The sequence below is a fragment of the Nocardioides ureilyticus genome (assembly GCF_051280745.1).
GTDB lineage: Bacteria > Actinomycetota > Actinomycetes > Propionibacteriales > Nocardioidaceae > Nocardioides.
The window spans coordinates 65,361-81,183 of sequence record NZ_JBNCOG010000019.1 but is presented as its reverse complement, the minus strand read 5'-3'; the positions used below and the strand labels follow the sequence as shown (position 1 = coordinate 81,183).

The following is a 15,823-nucleotide window of genomic DNA, read 5'->3' as shown; positions in this document are numbered from 1 at the left end:
CGGCGGCTCCGAGGGCGGCCTCGGCCTCCTCGCGGCCCGCTGCGGCGGCCAGCGGGGCGGCGGACCGCTCCTCGAGCGCGGCGACCAGGCGCCGGGCGTCCTCGGCCACCTGGGCCAGCTCCTCGACCCGGCGGTGCGCGGCTTCGGCGTCGGCGGCTGCGGCGCGGGCCGACTCCTCGGCGACCAGCCGCTCCGCGGCCTGCTCGGACGCGGCCAGCTCGGCTGCACGGCGCAGGGCCGCGGCCTGCTCGGCCGCGGCGGTCTGCTCGGCGGCCCGGGCGACCGCCTCCTCGTGGGTCAGCGGCAGCTCGGTCGCGGGGCGGTCACGGCGCAGCCAGCGGCGCGTGCTCGTGCCGTCCTCCGGGGGCGGCGCGGCGGGGCTCATGGCGCCGCAGCGTATCGGTCCTCGCGGGTCCTCACTGCCGGATGGGGCTGCGGGGACAGTCACGGACGTTCTCGCCCTCCACGGGGGTCGTCACCCCCGGGAACGTCCGTGACCACCCCCCGACAGGACCCGGACGACCACCCTCAACCGGCTGCCGGGCCACGCAGCGTCGTGCCGCGCTCGATGAGCCGGTTCCGCAGGGGCGTGGGCGGCCCGAGATCGCTCTCGCCTCGCATCAGCTGGCGGAGGCGGCCGACCGCGACGGTGGCGACCGACTCCGGCTCGAGGTCGATGGCGGTGATCTGCGGGTTGCTGCTGCGTGCCTGCTCGGCGTCGGAGCCGGCCACCAGCTGGGTCTGCCCCGGTACGTCGACCCCCCGTCCGGTGAGCTCCTCGAGCACGCCGCGGGCGTGGCGCCCGGTGAGGCAGTAGATGGCGTCGGGGGGCCGGGGGTCCCGGGCGAGGAGCTCCCGGGCGGCGGCCCGCCCGCCGTCGACACCGGCCGCCTCAGGTTGGCGCACGACCTGGGGTGGCATGCGGTGCGTGGCGGCCCAGGACAGGTACGTGGACTCGGAGTCGAGGTTCCAGGCGTTGGCGTCCTCGCCGGTGACCAGCGCGATCCGCCGCGCCCCGGAGGCGGCGAAGAGCTCGAGGACGCGCGCGGTCTCGTCGGCGTCGTGCGAGCCGATCCAGTGGGTGAAGTCGGGCCGTGCCGGGTCCCGGCCGATGGTCACGAACGGCGCGTCGAGGGTCATCAGCAGGTCGATGACCGGGTCCTCGACGAGGGGGTCGTCGATGATGTAGCCGTCGAGCGACAGGCTCAGCGGCGAGCGGGGGAGCCGGGTGAGGTCGCGAATCAGCATCACGCTGATCGCGTGGTCGAGGCACTCGACCGACACCGCCCCGGAGAGCCGGGTGAAGTAGTCGACCCCGCCGGGCCGGTAGGTGCCGAGCGAGTCCAGCGGCCTCAGCATCAGGCCGACCACGCCGATGGGGCTGCGGCGCATCCCGCGGGCCAGGGGGTCGGCCTGGTAGCCGAGCCGGTCGGCCACCACCCGGACGCGCTCGCGGGTGTCGGCGGAGATCGTGCCCTTGTCGTTGAGGCTGTGCGAGACCGTCGTGATGGAGACGCCGGCCGCGGCCGCGACGTCGCGGATCGTCACGCGTCGGCGCACGTCCCACCTCCGGTGCGATCCAGGTCACGGTTCGGACACAGCTTGGTCCGAGGCTGCCTCGCTCTACCATAAAACGTTTTACGTCCCTACGTTGACCGGAACGCGTGAAACCGAGCACACACTTTTCGAACGAGGTGGCAACGATGAACCGACGACTTGGGGTGCTGGCGACCCTCTCGCTGGCGACGGCCCTGACCGCGTGCAGCGGCTCCGGGGGCTCCGACGGGCCAGGCGGTACGTCGGGCGAGGGCCTGACCGACCTGATCACCACGACCGAGCCGGCCGCGGGCGAGCTGGAGTCCGCCAGCTGGAACCTGCCGTTCGGTGAGCCGGCCTCGCTCGACCCGATCAAGGCGTTCAACTACCCGGAGAACACCGTGGTGGCGAACCTCTGCGAGGGCCTGATGGTCATGGAGCCCGACTACACGATCACCCCGAACCTCGCCGAGTCCTTCGAGGTCGACGAGGACGGCACCGAGTACGTCTACCAGCTGCGCGACGACGTCACGTTCTGGGACGGCACCCCGATGACCGCCGAGGACGTCGTCTTCAGCCTGAAGCGGCACCTCGACCCCGACGAGGGCAGCTACTGGGCCAGCGACGCGGTCAGCGGCAACGTCGAGTCGATCGAGAAGACCGGCGAGCACGAGGTGACGGTCAGCCTCGGCGCGCCGGACCACACCTTCAACTCCTACATGGCGACCCCGCTGGGCGTCGTCGTCGACGAGCAGCAGCGCAAGCAGGCCGGCCAGGCCTACGGCAACCCCAAGGCCGGCGTCATGTGCACCGGCCCGTTCTCGGTGGGCGCCTGGAACAGCGGGCAGAACATCACGCTGGACGCCAACGAGGACTACTGGAACGAGGACCGGATGCCGAAGGTGTCCGAGCTGACCATCGAGTTCATCGTCGACCCGGCCGCGATCACCAACGCCCTGGTCTCCGGCGCCGTCGACGGCTCGTACGACGTCCCGCTCAGCGCCGTGCCGCAGCTCGAGGCCGCCGACAGCGGCGAGCTCTACCTCGGCAGCTCGCTGCAGCTGGCCGCGATCATCGCCACCGGCGACGGCCCGCTCGGCGACCCGGCGGTCCGCAAGGCGCTGTGGACGGCCACCAACAAGAGCGCCCTGGCCGACACCGTCTACGAGGGCACCGCCACGGCCTCGCGCTCGCTCGTCCCCGACGGCGGATGGTCCTACGGCGCCGACGCCTTCAGCGCCGCCCGTGAGGAGCTGCCGCCGGTCGAGCCGGACCTCGAGGCGGCCAAGGCGATCCTCGAGGAGGCCGGCGACGTCGACCTCAGCCAGCCGATCACCATCGCCTACCCGAGCGAGCGCTCCTTCTACGCCGACATCATCTCCGAGCTCGCCCGGGCCGGCGAGGAGCTGGGCCTGACCGTCGAGCCGCAGGGCGTCCCGAGCGCCCAGTTCGGTGCGTTCTTCTCCGACCCCAAGGCCCGCGAGGGCTACGGCGGCTTCGTGACGACCAACTACATGGACGTCCCCGACCCGCTGGTCTTCCTGCGCACGATCGTGGGCGCCGACGGCTCGCAGAACTTCTCCGACTACGAGAACGCCGAGATCGACGCGCTGATCCAGGAGGCGGAGGGGACCAGGGACGAGGACGAGCGGGCCGAGCTGGTCGCCGAGATCGAGGCGCTGGCCATGACCGACCTGCCCTGGCTGCCCCTGGTCGACCCGGCGGTGCGGCTCTACATGAACGAGCGGGTCACCGGCGTGCCGGCGTCGTTCGTCTACCTCTACTACCCGTGGGCCGCCGACCTGGGCGCCGCGGAGTAAGCAGCGCGACCCGATGCTGTACTACCTCGCCCAGCGCGTCCTCGCGCTCGTCGTCATCCTGCTGGCGACCAGCTTCACGGTCTTCGGTGGCCTCTACCTGGCACCGGGGAGCCCGGAGCAGTTCCTGGTCCAGGGACGCACGGTCAGCCCGGAGGTGCTCGCCTCCATCCGTGAGCAGTACTCGCTCGACGACCCGTTCCTCGTGCGGTACGTCGACTGGCTCGGCGGGGTCCTGCAGGGCGACTTCGGGCGCTCGCTGGCCTACCGCCAGGACGTCTCGGACCTGATCACCGACCGGCTGCCCACGACGCTCTACCTCACGGCGTACGCCGCGGTGCTGATCGTCGTGGTCGGCGTCGGGCTGGGCATGGTGGCGGGCCTGCGGCCCGGTTGGCTGGACAACCTGGTGCTCTTCGGGTCCAACCTGGGCTTCGCCGTGCCGACGTTCTTCGCGGCGCTGCTGCTGATGAGCGTCTTCGGGGTGACGCTCGGGTGGTTCCCGGTCTTCGGGTCGGGCGAGGGCTTCCTGGGCCGGCTGGAGCACCTGACCCTGCCGGCCGTCGCGCTCGCGCTGCCCTCCCTGGCGGTGGTCGCGCGGATCACGCGCACCGCCGTCCGGGAGGAGCGCGAGTCCGAGCACGCCGAGGCGGCGCGGGCGCGCGGCGTACGGGCGCGGGTCGTCGTCCGCCGCCACGTGCTGCGCAACTCGATGCTGCCGGTGACGACGGTCTCCGGCGTCCACATCGCCGCGCTCTTCGCGGGGGCCTTCGTGGTGGAGTACGCCTTCACCCTCGACGGCATCGGGGCGCTCCTGGTGGGCGCCATCCAGCAGCAGGACTTCGCCGTCGTCCAGGCGGTGGCGCTGATCCTCGTGGTGGCGTTCGGGTTCATCAACCTGGTGGTCGACCTGCTCTACGGCGTGATCGACCCGCGTGTCCGGCTCGGGAGCAGGGCATGACCGCCCCGGCTGACCTCCCCGAGGTCGCGGTCCCCGCCGCGCGCCGCCGTCGGGGGCGCCCGAGCGTGCTCGTCGTGGTGTGCCTGGGCTGGCTGGCGCTGGTCGCGCTGTGGGCGGCGCTGGGCCCGGTGCTCAGCCCGTACGACCCCGAGGCCGGCAACGTGCTCGACCGCTACCTGCCGAGCGGGCCGGAGCACTGGCTCGGCACCGACCAGGCCGGGCGTGACCTCTTCACCCGGCTCGCCGTCGGCGCGCGCTCCAGCATCACCGCGGCGCTCGTCGTCGCCGGACTGACGGCCCTGCTCGGCGGGAGCCTGGCGCTGCTCGCGGTCTGGTGGGGCGGTGTCGTCGACAACCTGGTCAGTCGGCTGCTCGACTTCCTCTTCGCGTTCCCGAACCTGCTGCTGGCCGTGCTGGCGATCGCGGTCTTCGGGGCCGGCGTGGAGACCGCCGTGGTGGCGCTCGCGATCGGCTACACGCCGTACACCGCGCGGGTGATCCGCAGCGTCGCGCTGCGTGAGCGGAACCTGGCGTACGTGAAGTCGGCCGAGCTGCAGGGCATCTCCGGCTTCACCATCACCCGCCGGCACCTGCTGCCCAACGTCAAGCAGCAGGTCTTCACCGGCGCGACCATCAACTTCGGCTACGCGATGATCGACCTGGCCGCGCTGTCGTTCCTCGGTTTCGCGGTGCAGCCGCCGGACGCCGACTGGGGACTGATGGTCTCCGCCGGGCAGTCCTCGCTGCTGGCCGGTCACCCGACCGAGAGCCTGTACGCCGGCACCTGCATCGTGCTCACCGTCGCCGCCGTCGGGTTCCTCGGCGAGAAGCTGGGCGGCCGGCGCGCCGCCGGGAGGATCTGATGCTCGAGCTCGTCGACGTCTCGGTGGCCATCGGGCCCCCCGGCCACGGCACCCCTGTGCTGTCCGGCATCGACCTGACCGTCGCCCGCGGGGAGGCCGTCGGCCTCGTCGGGGAGTCCGGCTCCGGCAAGTCGATGACGATGCGCACGATCCTGCACACCCTGCCGACGCCCTCGCAGGTCACCGGCGAGGTCCGTCACGACGGGGACGACGTGCTCGCCCTGTCCGGCGAGCGGCTGCGCAGGTTCCGCGCCGGAGCGGTCTCGATGATCTCCCAGAACCCGCAGGCGGCGCTGAACCCGGTGCTCCCCGTGCGGAAGTTCCTGGTCGAGGGGGTGCTCGCCGCGCGGCCGGAGGTCGGCGCGGAGGCGGCGCTCGACCTCGCCCGCACCGTCCTGGACCAGGTCGGCATCGCCGACGTGGAGCGGACCCTGCGCTCCTACCCCCACCAGCTGTCCGGGGGGATGCTGCAGCGCGTGGTGATCGCCGGCTCGGTCGCCCGCGGCACCGACCTGCTGCTCGCCGACGAGCCGACCACCGCGCTCGACGTGACCACGCAGGCCGACGTCATGGCGATCCTCGACGAGGCCCGCACCGAGGCCGGGATGGCGATGCTCTTCGTCACCCACGACCTGGACCTGGCGGCGGCCGCGTGCGACCGGATCGCGGTCATGTCGCGCGGCCGGATCGTGGAGAGCGGCCCGGCCGAGGCCGTCCTCGCCGACCCGCAGCACGAGTACACCCAGATGCTGGTCAGCTCGAAGCCGAGCCTGGACCGCCGTGGCTGACGAGGGAGGAACTGTGGCCGCACCGAACCGGCCCGTCGCGACCGACGAGGCGGAGCCCATGGTCGTGCTCGAGGACGTCGAGAAGACCTTCACCGTGGGCCGTGGCCGGTCCCGGACGACCGTGCACGCCGTCCAGGAGACCACCGTGCGCATCGACCGGGGGCGCTGCCTGGCGGTCGTGGGGGAGTCCGGGTCGGGGAAGACGACCCTGGCCCGGATGCTCGTCGGCCTGGAGCGCCCCGACCGGGGCACGATCCGGCTGGGAGGCACGGCGATCGCGGCGCGCCCCGGCCGCCGCGAGCGGCACCGGCGTTCGCGCCAGGTGCAGATGGTCTTCCAGGACCCGCAGGGCTCGCTCAACCGGCGGCTGCCCGTCTCCGTCGCGGTGACGGAGGTGCTGCAGGTCCACACCGACCTCGACGCCGCCGGCCGGCGGGACCGTTGCGCCGAGCTCTTCGCCGAGGTCGGCCTGGAGCCCGAGCTGATGCGGGCCACGCCCGAGCAGCTCTCCGGTGGGCAGAAGCAGCGGGTGGCGATCGCTCGGGCGCTCGCCCCGTCGCCGTCGGTGATCGTGCTCGACGAGGCCGTCTCGGCGCTGGACGTGACCGTGCAGAGCCAGATCCTGCGGATGCTGGAGCGGCTGCGGGTGGAGAACCGGTTGACCTACCTGTTCATCACCCACGACCTCGCGGTCGCGCGCCAGGTCGCCGACGACATCGTGGTGATGCGGCGCGGCCGGATCGTCGAGTCGGGCACCGCCGACGAGATCCTCGACCACCCCACCCACCCCTACACCCGGCGGCTGATCGACAGCGCGCCGCGGCCCGGCTGGAAACCGGTACGGCGCAGCGACCGGCCGGACGACGGAGAGGACCTCGATGCGTGACCATCTCGGGCAGCCCACGACGGTGCGGCTCGACGAACCGGACCCCTACCAGCGCGGCGTGCGCCGCGGCGAGGTCGGCCGCGCGGCGGTGACCGGCTGCTGGGCGGTCTACGAGGAGCTCTTCGCCGCCCAGGGTGTGCGGCCGGCCGACGTCCGGGACGGCGCCCGCGGCTGCCTGGACGCCGTCGCCGCGTGGGCGCCGCACCTGGCGGCCGAGGTCTCCGGCACCGCCGCCGGTGCCGGTCTGGAGGAGTGGCAGGTCGCCGCGCTCAACGCCCGGACCGAGATCCTCGCGCTGACCTCCGGCGCGCGGCCCGGCGAGTGCTCGACCGTCGTCAGCACCCGTGCGCCGGCGTTCTCGGCGCAGACCTGGGACTGGCACGAGGAGCTGGCCGGCTCCTGGCACCTCCAGTCGGTCGCGACCGCCGAGCGGTCCTACGTCGGGCTCACCGAGCACGGGATCCTCGCCAAGATCGGGCTCAACGACGCCGGCGTGGGCGTGCACCTCAACGTGCTCGGCCACCGCGACGACGCCCCCGGCGCGGTGCCGGTGCACCTGGTCGCCGCCGAGGTGCTGCACAGCGCCACCTCGCTCGACCACGCCCTCGACATCCTGGTGCAGGCGCCGGTGCGGACGTCGAGCGCCATCACCGTGGTCACGCCGGAGGGCGCCCGGATCGTGGAGCTCAGCCCCGCCGGCAACGCGCTGCTGCCGGCCGACGAGCGCTGCCTGCTGCACACCAACCACTTCCTCGCGGCCGGGCCGGCGGCCGGTGAGCGCACCGAGCTCTACCAGCCCGACTCGCTGCAGCGGCTGGACCTGCTGACCGCCCGGGTGCAGGAGCGGTTCGACCCGGCCGACCCGGCCGACCTGCTGCCGTACCTGTGCACCGGGCCGGGCGACCCGGCCGAGATCTGCTGCGCCCCGAGCGCCTCCGCGACGCTGGGCGAACGGTGGGCGACGCTGGCCACGGTGCTGCTGCGTCCCGCGGACGGCACGGTGCTCGTCGCCGCCGGCTCGCCGGTGCAGGCCGGCCCCGAGAGCTGGGTCGAGCTCCGCACCGGCCCGACGGACCCTCCGGCGGGATAGTCACGGACGCTCCCGCCGGAGGCACGCCCCGCGGGCTCAGTAGACGAGCGCCTGCACCTCCGGCCGCAGGACCTCCTCGGCGAACGACGCGGCGCCGGCGATGCGGACGCCGGGGCGCAGGTCGTCCTCGGTGATCGAGCGCCGGGCCGCGCACTGGCTGCACACGGTCACGGTCCCGCCGGCGGTCACGGCCGCGAGCAGGTCGGCCAGCGGGGTGGCGAGGGGCAGGGAGAACTCCTCGGCGCGCCCGGGCACGCCGTACCAGGCGGCCTCGCCGGTCAGCCACAGGGACACCTCCGCCCCGGAGGCGACGGCGGCGGCGGCGACCGTGAACGCCTGGTTGCAGCGCTCGGCGTCCTCCGCGCCGCAGGTGACCTTGACGACGAGTGGGCGGGTCATGCGGCTGACTCTAAGCGCCCGGGACGCGCGGGACTCCTGCAGCCGGCACCCACCGCCTAGACTCGCCAGGTGCCTTTCCAGATCCCGGAGAACCTCCACCCCGACTGCGGCCCGGTCGCCTGGATGCTCGGCACCTGGCGCGGCAACGGCCGCGGCGACTACCCGACGATCGAGCCGTACCAGTACGGCCAGGAGCTGGTCTTCCAGCAGGACGGCCGCCCCTTCCTCCACTACTTCGCCCGCTCCTGGGTGATCGACGACGAGGGCAACACGCTGCGGCAGGGCGCGCAGGAGACCGGCTTCCTGCGCTGCCGGCCCGAGGGCAGGGTGGAGCTGGTGCTCACGCACAACACCGGCTTCGCTGAGGTCTGGTACGGGCAGGCCGGCGACGGCAAGCTCGAGCTGGCCACCGACGCGATCGCGCGGACGGAGTCGGCCAAGGAGGTCACCGCCGGCCACCGGCTGTACGGCAACGTCGAGGGCGACCTGCTCTACGCCTACGACATGGCCGCGGCGGGCCAGTCGCTGCAGCCGCACCTGTGGGCGCGCCTGCAGCGGGCCTGAGGGCGCTGGCATGCCCGAGCAGGACTGGCGCGCGAAGCTCCGGGAGAGCGGCTACCGGCTGACCCCGCAGCGCGAACTGGTCCTGCGGGCGGTCGACGAGCTCGGGCACGCGACTCCCGACGAGGTGCTGGCGAAGGTGCGGGAGTCCTCGGAGTCGGTCAACGTCTCGACGGTCTACCGGACGCTCGAGGTGCTCGAGGAGCTCGGCCTGGTCCGCCACGCCCACCTGAGCGACCGGGCGCCGACGTACCACTCGGTCACCGGTCACGAGCACTTCCACCTGGTCTGCCGGAATTGCCACACGGTCGTCTCGGTTGACCCCGATGTGCTCACCCCGCTCACCGACCGGCTGGCGGCCGACGGCTTCATCGCCGACGTCGGCCACCTGACGGTGTTCGGCCACTGCACCGACTGCAAGGAGACCACCCCATGACCAGCCCCCTGCTCGACCTCCCCGGAGCGGTCGCCGGCGACGGCGTCGACGCCCCGGTCGCCGCCCACTACGGCTCGTTCAACGGCGAGCAGCGCACGCTGGAGTCGGGGGAGGGGTTCGTGGACCTCTCCCACCGCGACGTGGTCCGGATCGAGGGTCCGGAGCGGCTGACCTGGCTGCACTCCCTGACGACGCAGTACTTCCTGGACCTGCCGGCCCAGCAGTGGACGCAGGCGCTGATCCTCAGCCCGCAGGGCCACGTCGAGCACGCCTTCGAGGGGTACGACGACGGCTCGGCCTTCACCGCCCACACCGAGCCCGGCCGCGGCGCGGCGCTGGTGGAGTGGCTGGAGCGGATGAAGTTCATGACCCGCGTGGAGGTCGCCGAGGTGCCGGACCTGGCCGTCATGTGGCGCCCCGGCAAGGTCGACCTGGTCCCGCGCGACCAGCTGGCGCCGTACGCCGACGCGGCCGGCCCGGCGTGCGGGCTGTGGGCGTTCGAGGCGCTCCGGATCGCCCGTGGGGAGCCGCGCTTCGGCCTCGACACCGACCACCGCACGATCCCGAACGAGGTCGGCTGGATCGGCCCGGCCGTCCACCTCGACAAGGGCTGCTACCGCGGGCAGGAGACCGTCGCACGGGTGCACACCCTGGGCCGGCCGCCCCGCCGGCTGACGCTGCTGCACCTCGACGGCAGCGAGAACCGGCTCCCCGCGGTCGGTGCCGAGGCCACCTTGGACGAGAAGGTGGTCGGCACGGTGGGCACCTCGGCCCGCCACCACGAGCTGGGCCCGATCGCGCTGGCGCTGCTGAAGCGGAACGTCGCGCTCGACGCCGAGCTGCTGGTCGACGGCGTCGCCGCGGCGCAGGAGGTCGTGGTCGACCCGGAGGTCGGGCTGCACGTGCGCCCGCTGCGCTGACGCGCCCGGGCGTTTGCCGCGCCCGCCCACGGTGACCGGTCCGGCATGCGTCTGTTCTCGCACCCGTCGAAGCCGAACCTGCCGATCGACCTGACCCGGCACACCTGGCGGTACGCGGTGCGCAAGACGGTCCGGGAGTTCATCGACGACCAGTGCCTCGACGTGGCGGCCGCCCTGACGTACTGGGCGGTCCTCTCGCTCTTCCCTGCCGCGGTCGTGCTGCTGTCGCTGGTGGGGCTGGTCGGCCAGGGGACCGAGACGGTCGACGCCGTGCTGGCGATCCTCCGCGACCTGGGCGGTGGTCCGGTGGCGAAGACCCTCGAGCCGACGCTGCGCGAGCTCAGCGGGAGGCCCGGTGCCGGGCTGACGTTCGCGCTGGGTCTCGCGGCGGCGCTGTGGACGGCCTCGGGGTACGTCGGCGCGTTCGCCCGCGCCATGAACCGCATCTACGAGGTCCGCGAGGGGCGGCCGTTCCTCAGGCGCCGGGCGCTGATGCTCCTCGTGACCGTGTGCCTGCTGGTCCTCGTGGCGGTGCTGCTCATCGGTCTCGTGCTCTCCGGGCCGGCGGCGCGGGCCGTCGGTGAGCAGCTCGGTCTGGCCGAGAGCACCATCGCCACCTACAACGTGGCCAAGTGGCCGGTGATGCTGGTCGTCGCGGTCCTCGTCGTCGCGCTGCTCTACTACGTCACCCCGAACATCAAGCAGCCGAAGCTGCACTGGCTCTCGGTCGGCGCCCTGGTCGCGCTGCTCGCGGGGGTGGCGGTCACGGCGGCGTTCGGCTTCTACGTCACCGAGTTCGCCCGGTACGACGAGGTCTACGGCTCGCTCGCGAGCGTGGTGGTCTTCGTGCTCTGGCTGTGGCTGACCAACCTGGCGCTGCTGTTCGGCGCGGAGGTCGCCTCCGAGGTCGAGCGCGGTCGTCAGCTCCAGGCGGGCATCCCGGCCGAGAAGCAGCTGCAGCTGCCGCTGCGCGACACCCGGGGGCTGGAGAAGTCGCGGGAGAAGGAGGCCGAGGACGTCCGCCGTGGGCGCGAGATCCGCGAGACCGGCGGCCGCCCCTGACCGCCGTCGGTGGTCGAGCCGCCTGCCGTCGGTGGTCGAGCCGCCTGCCGTCGGTGGTCGAGCTTGTCGAGACCACGAGCCGACCGGTGGTCGAGCCTGTCGAGACCACGAGCCGTCGGTGGTCGAGCCGCCTTCGCTCGGTGGTCGAGCCTGTCGAGACCACCCAGACGTTTGCCGCTCCCACCTGCGGCAACCGGTTCCCCATGTCCCGCCACAGCCAGGTCGCGCCCGACCACGAGTCCAAGCCCGACTCCCCGGACGACCTGACCAAGCGCTCCTGGTTCTACGTCCTGCGCAAGACGGTGCGGGAGTTCTCCAAGGACCAGTGCACCGACAACGCTGCGGCGCTGACGTACTACGCGGTGCTGGCGCTCTTCCCGGCGCTCATCGCGCTGATGTCGCTGGTCGGCCTGGTGTCGAACCCGCAGGCGACGGTCACCACGATCCTCGACATCATGGAGCAGATCGGCGCCGGCTCGGTCGCCGACACGTTGGGGCCGCCGCTGGAGCAGCTCGCCAGCTCGCAGGCCGCCGGCCTCGCGCTGATCCTCGGTCTCGCGGCGGCACTGTGGTCGGCGAGCGGGTACGTCGGCGCGTTCGGCCGGGCGATGAACCGGATCTACGAGATCCGTGAGGGCCGCCCGTTCTGGAAGCTGCGCCCGATCATGATGCTGCTGACCCTCGTGCTGGTCGCGATGGTCGCGGTCGTCCTCGTCGGCCTCGTGGTCTCCGGGCCGCTGGCCGAGGAGATCGGTCAGCGGATCGGGCTCGGCTCCACGGTGGTCACGGTCTTCCAGTACGCGAAGTGGCCCGTCCTGCTGGCGCTGGTCGTCGTCATCGTGGCGCTGCTCTACTACGTCACGCCGAACATCAAGCAGCCGAAGTTCAAGTGGATCTCGGTCGGCGCGCTCATCGCGATCCTGGTGTGGGTCCTGGCGTCGGTGGCGTTCGGCTTCTACGTCGCCAACTTTTCCTCCTACGACAGGACCTACGGCTCCCTGGCCGGTGTCATCGTCTTCCTGCTGTGGTTGTGGCTGACGAACCTCGCGCTGCTCTTCGGCGCCGAGCTCGACTCCGAGCTGGAGCGCGGCCGGGAGCTGCAGGCGGGCATGCCGGCCGAGGACGAGCTGCAGCTGCCGCCGCGCGACGACCGCAACATCAAGAAGCAGGACAAGCAGCACGCGGAGGACGTCGCGAAGGGCCGCGAGATCCGCGAGTCCCACGGCGAGCCCCAGGGCGAGGGGTCCGACAGCCGCAGGTGACCCGGCCGGCGCGCTCAGATCGTGCGGAGCGCGACCAGGCAGAGCACGAGGGAGCCGACGCCGAAGAGGGCGATGGTCGCGTGGGTGGTGCGCTCGACGACGCGCTGCCGCGCGTCGTGCTCGAGGTCGTGCCACCACTGGCGGAGTCCCCTGGCGGGGCGTGGTCTCTGAGTCATCATCGTGGTCACAGGTCGGCTCTCCCCCAAGAGTCGGATGGTGCGGCCAAGCCGCCGGACGGCAACCATGGTCGCGCGCCCAGCGTCGTGGCGCGGGCAAAACGCCGGTGTGACGCAGGTCTGGTCTAGCGTCAGCGAGATCATGTCCGGACGGGCACCGCCTCACCCGCACGGGCTACTTCGCGGTGCCGACCAAGGGGGCCAGGATCGGCCCGCGGTCGGCCTCACCCGTGCGCGAGTCGCTCCCCGATCGTCCTAAGAGTCCGTTCGAACGGATGGTTTACGCCAGCCGGGGTTGCGGAAAGGAAAAACCATGACCACCGCCGTGATAGCGGCAGTGGCATTGGGGTGGGTGCTGCTGTCGATTCCGATTGCCATAGCAGTGGGTCGCGCGTTCCGCGCGGGCCAGCAGGCGGAGACGCGCGAGCAGCGCGCCGCCCGTGAGGACCGAGAGGCCGGGTGAGCGCCTGAGCGCCGCTGCGCGGGCGTGGCTAGGCTGCCCGCGATGGCCGACCGGATGGCGTGGATGGACGCACTGCGGGGCTACGCCGTCCTCGCGGTGGTCGCCTACCACGCGGCACTGCTGGCGGTCGACCTCACCGGCGGCCCCAGCTGGCTGGTCGCGGCGACGTCCGCGCTCAGCCCGTTCCGGATGGCGGCCCTGACGCTCCTGTCGGGGATGCTGCTGGCCCGGTCGCTGGCCAAGGGCCCCGCGGCGTACCTGGCGGGGAAGCTCCACCGGATCGCCTGGCCGTACGTGGTGTGGTCGCTCGCCCTCGTGGCGGCGTTCCTCGCGCTGGACGCCATGAGTGGCGAGGCGGACTGGTGGTCGGCGGCCCGGCCGGTCGTCGTGCAGGACGCCTACACCTGGTACCTGCTGCACATCTTCGTCTTCTACGTCGCCGGCCTCGTCTGCCGCCGGGCCCCGCGGACGGCGCTGATCGCGGCCGGGCTCGGCGCGGCGTACCTGGGCCAGGACGTCGAGCACGTCCGGCGGTTCTTCTTCCTGTTCGCCTTCTTCTTCCTCGGCGACCTCCTGGTACGCCGGCCCGAGGTCTGGCGCCGCACGGCGTCGGCGCCGGTGGTCTGGGCCGCCGCGGCTGTGGCCGCGCCGGCGGGCTGGCTGGCCGCGCAGGGGCAGGACGTGCGGTACCAGGCGCTCTGGGCGCTGCCGGCGTTCGCGGGGATCCTCGTGGCCGCGCAGGCGGTGCGCCGGACGGAGTCGACCTGGGCCGGCGCGCGAGCGGCGGCGGTGGGCCGGAGCTCGATGGTCTACTACCTGGCCCACTTCATCCCGATGCTGGTGGCGGCAGTCGGTCTCCGGGAGGTGGGCGTGTCCGGGGTGTTCACCCCGCTCCTGCTGGCGGGCGTCGGCGTGGGCGCCGGCTGGTTGCTGGTCAGGGCACAGCAGGGCTCCGTCGCGGCACGATGGGCCTTCGCGTGGTCGCCGGCCCGGGTGCCTGTGCGGCGGTGATCTCGGTCCGTGGGCGCGCCGGTCCAGTCAGGTGAGAGGGCTCCTTGCCACGCCTTTACCATCGCCCTACGGTCGACGCCGGTCGGCTCAGGCGGAGTCGGTCGAAGCCCTCGGGGAAGGGTGCCCGATGAATCATGCGTTCAGGCGTTGGCGCCGCAAGGTCCGTTGTCGGCGCAGGCACGGATCGGCGTGCCCGCACGCCCCCGGCTTCCACCGCTGAGCCGGTCGCGCCGCCCGGGCGGCGGTGCGAAGTTAGGGCGCGACTGGCCCCACGGTTATGGTGACACCTTGTCGTAGGGGGCCAGCGCTCGGGAGGCAAGCCCTGCAGTCGAAGGTTTCGACCGTGCTGGAGGGTGCCTCCGTCACGGTCACGGTCGTGGGTGAGCTCGACGAGGAGCTCGCTGGTGCGCTTCGCGACGCGTTCTCGTCGCACGTCCTCGAGGCGGCGGAGCCTGTCGAGTCGGTCTTCATCGACCTGCGCGGGGTGCTGTTCGCCGACACTGCCGGGCTCGGTGGGGTGGCGTGGTGTCGACGTCACGCCGCGAGGGCCGGCGTGCCGTGCCGGGTGGACCTGCCGATCTGGCGGATCGGTCGCCGCTGACGAGCCCTCTCGGTGGTCGAGCCTGTCGAGACCACGAGCCCGTTCGGTGGTCGAGCCTGTCGAGACCACGAGCCCGTTCGGTGGTCGAGCCTGTCGAGACCACGAGCCCGTTCGGTGGTCGAGCCTGTCGAGACCACCAGGCGCCGCCGAAACGAGGGTCAGCCCCGACGCCGGTACTGCACGTGGGTGTCCCGGCCGGCGTGGGTGAACCCCAGCCCGCCGTACACGGCGACGGCCGGGTGGTTGTCGGACTCCACGTAGAGCAGCACCTCCTCGACGCCCTGCCGGGCGAGGTGGTGGAGGCCGGCGAGGGTCAGTGCCTTGCCGAGGCCACGGCCCTGCGCGGCGGGGTCGATGCCGACGACGTAGACCTCGCCCAGGTCGGGGGAGTGCTGCTTGGTCCAGTGGAAGCCGAGCAGCCGACCGGTGCCGTCGTCGGCGACGAGCAGTCCGGCGGGGTCGAACCACGGCTCGGCCATCCGCTCGGCGAGGTTCGCCTCGTCCATGGCGCCCTGCTCGGGGTGGGCGGCGAAGGCCTCGGCGTTGACGCGGACCACCTCCGCGGCATCGCTCGGCCGGTAGCCGCGGATGGTGACGCCCTGGGGGCTCGTGAGCTCGGTCAGGGGCAGGGCGGTCGGCCGTCGCATCACCCACAGCTCGCGGCTGCGCTCCAGCCCGTGACGCTCCGCCAGGCGGCGGGCGGCCGGGTGGTCGCCGTGCGACCAGGCGTCGAGCGGCCCGGAGGCCGGCACGGCGTCGGCGGCCAGGCCGCTGCCGAGACCGCGGCCGCGGGCGTCTGGGTGGACCACGATGCTCAGCTCGGAGCCGATCCGCAGCGCGAAGCCGTCCCCGCGCAGCCACGAGTCCACCGTCTCCGGCCGGTGGCGCAGCGCGAGCCACGTCGCCTCGTCGAGCGGCGCGGCACCGTCGGCGGCCTCGGCGGCGTCGGCGATCCGGCGCACGGTGGCCAGGTCGGGTCCGTGCGGGTCGG

Annotated in this window: 19 protein-coding genes; 14 read left to right on the top strand and 5 right to left on the bottom strand. The window is 72.9% G+C overall.

Going from position 1 to position 15,823, the window contains the following annotated elements; all coding sequences use genetic code 11:
• Window positions 1-385 (bottom strand): hypothetical protein (locus ACSMHG_RS12380; protein ID WP_435745386.1); only part of this gene is annotated, 385 nt, incomplete at its 3' end.
• Window positions 386-528: 143 nt separating this feature from the next.
• The gene (locus ACSMHG_RS12375) at window positions 529-1,560 is read right to left on the bottom strand and encodes a LacI family DNA-binding transcriptional regulator (RefSeq protein ID WP_435745383.1); all 1,032 of its coding nucleotides are present in this window, start codon (window positions 1,558-1,560) and stop codon (window positions 529-531) included.
• Between the two features lie 143 nt (window positions 1,561-1,703).
• On the opposite strand from ACSMHG_RS12375, the gene ACSMHG_RS12370 reads away from it, so the two are divergent.
• The 6 genes from ACSMHG_RS12370 to ACSMHG_RS12345 are packed head-to-tail and all read left to right on the top strand — an operon-like array spanning window position 1,704 to window position 7,941.
• Window positions 1,704-3,356 carry an ABC transporter substrate-binding protein gene (locus tag ACSMHG_RS12370; protein WP_435745381.1) on the top strand — a complete coding sequence of 551 codons (1,653 nt, stop codon included), beginning with the start codon at window positions 1,704-1,706 and terminating at the stop codon, window positions 3,354-3,356.
• A gap of 13 nt (window positions 3,357-3,369) precedes the next feature.
• The gene (locus ACSMHG_RS12365) at window positions 3,370-4,314 is read left to right on the top strand and encodes an ABC transporter permease (protein ID WP_435745379.1); all 945 of its coding nucleotides are present in this window, start codon (window positions 3,370-3,372) and stop codon (window positions 4,312-4,314) included.
• Window positions 4,311-5,177, top strand: coding sequence for an ABC transporter permease (locus ACSMHG_RS12360; RefSeq protein WP_435745377.1), 867 nt, complete (start codon window positions 4,311-4,313; stop codon window positions 5,175-5,177). Before ACSMHG_RS12365 ends, ACSMHG_RS12360 begins: the two co-directional genes overlap by 4 nt.
• Window positions 5,177-5,965 (top strand): ABC transporter ATP-binding protein, encoded by a 789-nt coding sequence (locus ACSMHG_RS12355; RefSeq protein WP_435745374.1) that lies wholly within the window; start codon window positions 5,177-5,179, stop codon window positions 5,963-5,965. Before ACSMHG_RS12360 ends, ACSMHG_RS12355 begins: the two co-directional genes overlap by 1 nt.
• 13 nt (window positions 5,966-5,978) lie before the next feature.
• Window positions 5,979-6,851, top strand: a complete 873-nt coding sequence (locus ACSMHG_RS12350) for an ABC transporter ATP-binding protein (RefSeq protein WP_435745372.1) — start codon at window positions 5,979-5,981, stop codon at window positions 6,849-6,851.
• On the top strand, window positions 6,844-7,941 hold the full coding sequence (locus ACSMHG_RS12345; RefSeq protein WP_435745370.1) for a C45 family autoproteolytic acyltransferase/hydrolase: 1,098 nt from the start codon (window positions 6,844-6,846) through the stop codon (window positions 7,939-7,941). Before ACSMHG_RS12350 ends, ACSMHG_RS12345 begins: the two co-directional genes overlap by 8 nt.
• 36 nt (window positions 7,942-7,977) lie before the next feature.
• Here the strand turns inward: ACSMHG_RS12345 and ACSMHG_RS12340 are convergent, their stop codons facing one another.
• On the bottom strand, window positions 7,978-8,340 hold the full coding sequence (locus ACSMHG_RS12340) for a DsrE family protein (protein ID WP_435745367.1): 363 nt from the start codon (window positions 8,338-8,340) through the stop codon (window positions 7,978-7,980).
• Window positions 8,341-8,409: 69 nt separating this feature from the next.
• Here ACSMHG_RS12340 and ACSMHG_RS12335 point away from each other — a divergent pair, with 69 nt between their 5' ends.
• From ACSMHG_RS12335 to ACSMHG_RS12315, 5 genes are all read left to right on the top strand, one after another.
• Window positions 8,410-8,904, top strand: a complete 495-nt coding sequence (locus ACSMHG_RS12335) for a heme-binding beta-barrel domain-containing protein (protein ID WP_435745366.1) — start codon at window positions 8,410-8,412, stop codon at window positions 8,902-8,904.
• 10 nt (window positions 8,905-8,914) lie between these two features.
• Window positions 8,915-9,337, top strand: a complete 423-nt coding sequence (locus tag ACSMHG_RS12330; RefSeq protein WP_435745364.1) for a Fur family transcriptional regulator — start codon at window positions 8,915-8,917, stop codon at window positions 9,335-9,337.
• Window positions 9,334-10,257, top strand: a complete 924-nt coding sequence (gene ygfZ, locus ACSMHG_RS12325; RefSeq protein WP_435745362.1) for a CAF17-like 4Fe-4S cluster assembly/insertion protein YgfZ — start codon at window positions 9,334-9,336, stop codon at window positions 10,255-10,257. The genes ACSMHG_RS12330 and ygfZ overlap by 4 nt, the downstream gene beginning before the upstream one ends.
• Window positions 10,258-10,302: 45 nt before the next feature.
• Window positions 10,303-11,319: a YihY/virulence factor BrkB family protein gene (locus ACSMHG_RS12320; protein WP_435745360.1), complete on the top strand. Its 1,017-nt coding sequence runs from the start codon at window positions 10,303-10,305 to the stop codon at window positions 11,317-11,319.
• Between the two features lie 203 nt (window positions 11,320-11,522).
• Window positions 11,523-12,581, top strand: coding sequence for a YihY/virulence factor BrkB family protein (locus ACSMHG_RS12315; protein WP_435745358.1), 1,059 nt, complete (start codon window positions 11,523-11,525; stop codon window positions 12,579-12,581).
• Window positions 12,582-12,595: 14 nt separating this feature from the next.
• Here the strand turns inward: ACSMHG_RS12315 and ACSMHG_RS12310 are convergent, their stop codons facing one another.
• A complete protein-coding gene (locus ACSMHG_RS12310) occupies window positions 12,596-12,769 on the bottom strand; it encodes a hypothetical protein (protein ID WP_435745356.1) in 174 nt (57 codons plus the stop codon).
• Window positions 12,770-13,070: 301 nt separating this feature from the next.
• Between ACSMHG_RS12310 and ACSMHG_RS12305 the strand changes: the two genes are divergently transcribed.
• The 3 genes from ACSMHG_RS12305 (at window position 13,071) to ACSMHG_RS12295 (ending at window position 14,832) form a co-directional block, all read left to right on the top strand.
• Window positions 13,071-13,220 (top strand): hypothetical protein, encoded by a 150-nt coding sequence (locus ACSMHG_RS12305; RefSeq protein WP_435745353.1) that lies wholly within the window; start codon window positions 13,071-13,073, stop codon window positions 13,218-13,220.
• Between the two features lie 42 nt (window positions 13,221-13,262).
• Complete coding sequence (locus tag ACSMHG_RS12300) at window positions 13,263-14,231, top strand: acyltransferase family protein (RefSeq protein ID WP_435745351.1); 969 nt, start codon at window positions 13,263-13,265, stop codon at window positions 14,229-14,231.
• Between the two features lie 343 nt (window positions 14,232-14,574).
• Window positions 14,575-14,832, top strand: a complete 258-nt coding sequence (locus tag ACSMHG_RS12295; RefSeq protein WP_435745348.1) for an STAS domain-containing protein — start codon at window positions 14,575-14,577, stop codon at window positions 14,830-14,832.
• A gap of 158 nt (window positions 14,833-14,990) precedes the next feature.
• Here the strand turns inward: ACSMHG_RS12295 and mshD are convergent, their stop codons facing one another.
• Complete coding sequence (gene mshD, locus ACSMHG_RS12290) at window positions 14,991-15,794, bottom strand: mycothiol synthase (protein WP_435745346.1); 804 nt, start codon at window positions 15,792-15,794, stop codon at window positions 14,991-14,993.
• Between the last annotated feature and the right edge of the window lie 29 nt (window positions 15,795-15,823).

Coding starts and splice junctions, on each gene's coding strand:
- ACSMHG_RS12330 (WP_435745364.1), top strand. CDS start 8,915: ATGCCCGAGCAGGACTGGCGCGCGAAGCTCCGGGAGAGCGGCTACCGG.
- ACSMHG_RS12320 (WP_435745360.1), top strand. CDS start 10,303: ATGCGTCTGTTCTCGCACCCGTCGAAGCCGAACCTGCCGATCGACCTG.
- ACSMHG_RS12355 (WP_435745374.1), top strand. CDS start 5,177: ATGCTCGAGCTCGTCGACGTCTCGGTGGCCATCGGGCCCCCCGGCCAC.
- ACSMHG_RS12365 (WP_435745379.1), top strand. CDS start 3,370: ATGCTGTACTACCTCGCCCAGCGCGTCCTCGCGCTCGTCGTCATCCTG.
- ACSMHG_RS12345 (WP_435745370.1), top strand. CDS start 6,844: ATGCGTGACCATCTCGGGCAGCCCACGACGGTGCGGCTCGACGAACCG.
- ACSMHG_RS12315 (WP_435745358.1), top strand. CDS start 11,523: ATGTCCCGCCACAGCCAGGTCGCGCCCGACCACGAGTCCAAGCCCGAC.
- ACSMHG_RS12305 (WP_435745353.1), top strand. CDS start 13,071: ATGACCACCGCCGTGATAGCGGCAGTGGCATTGGGGTGGGTGCTGCTG.
- ACSMHG_RS12360 (WP_435745377.1), top strand. CDS start 4,311: ATGACCGCCCCGGCTGACCTCCCCGAGGTCGCGGTCCCCGCCGCGCGC.
- ACSMHG_RS12370 (WP_435745381.1), top strand. CDS start 1,704: ATGAACCGACGACTTGGGGTGCTGGCGACCCTCTCGCTGGCGACGGCC.
- ygfZ (WP_435745362.1), top strand. CDS start 9,334: ATGACCAGCCCCCTGCTCGACCTCCCCGGAGCGGTCGCCGGCGACGGC.
- ACSMHG_RS12340 (WP_435745367.1), bottom strand. CDS start 8,340: ATGACCCGCCCACTCGTCGTCAAGGTCACCTGCGGCGCGGAGGACGCC.
- ACSMHG_RS12300 (WP_435745351.1), top strand. CDS start 13,263: ATGGCCGACCGGATGGCGTGGATGGACGCACTGCGGGGCTACGCCGTC.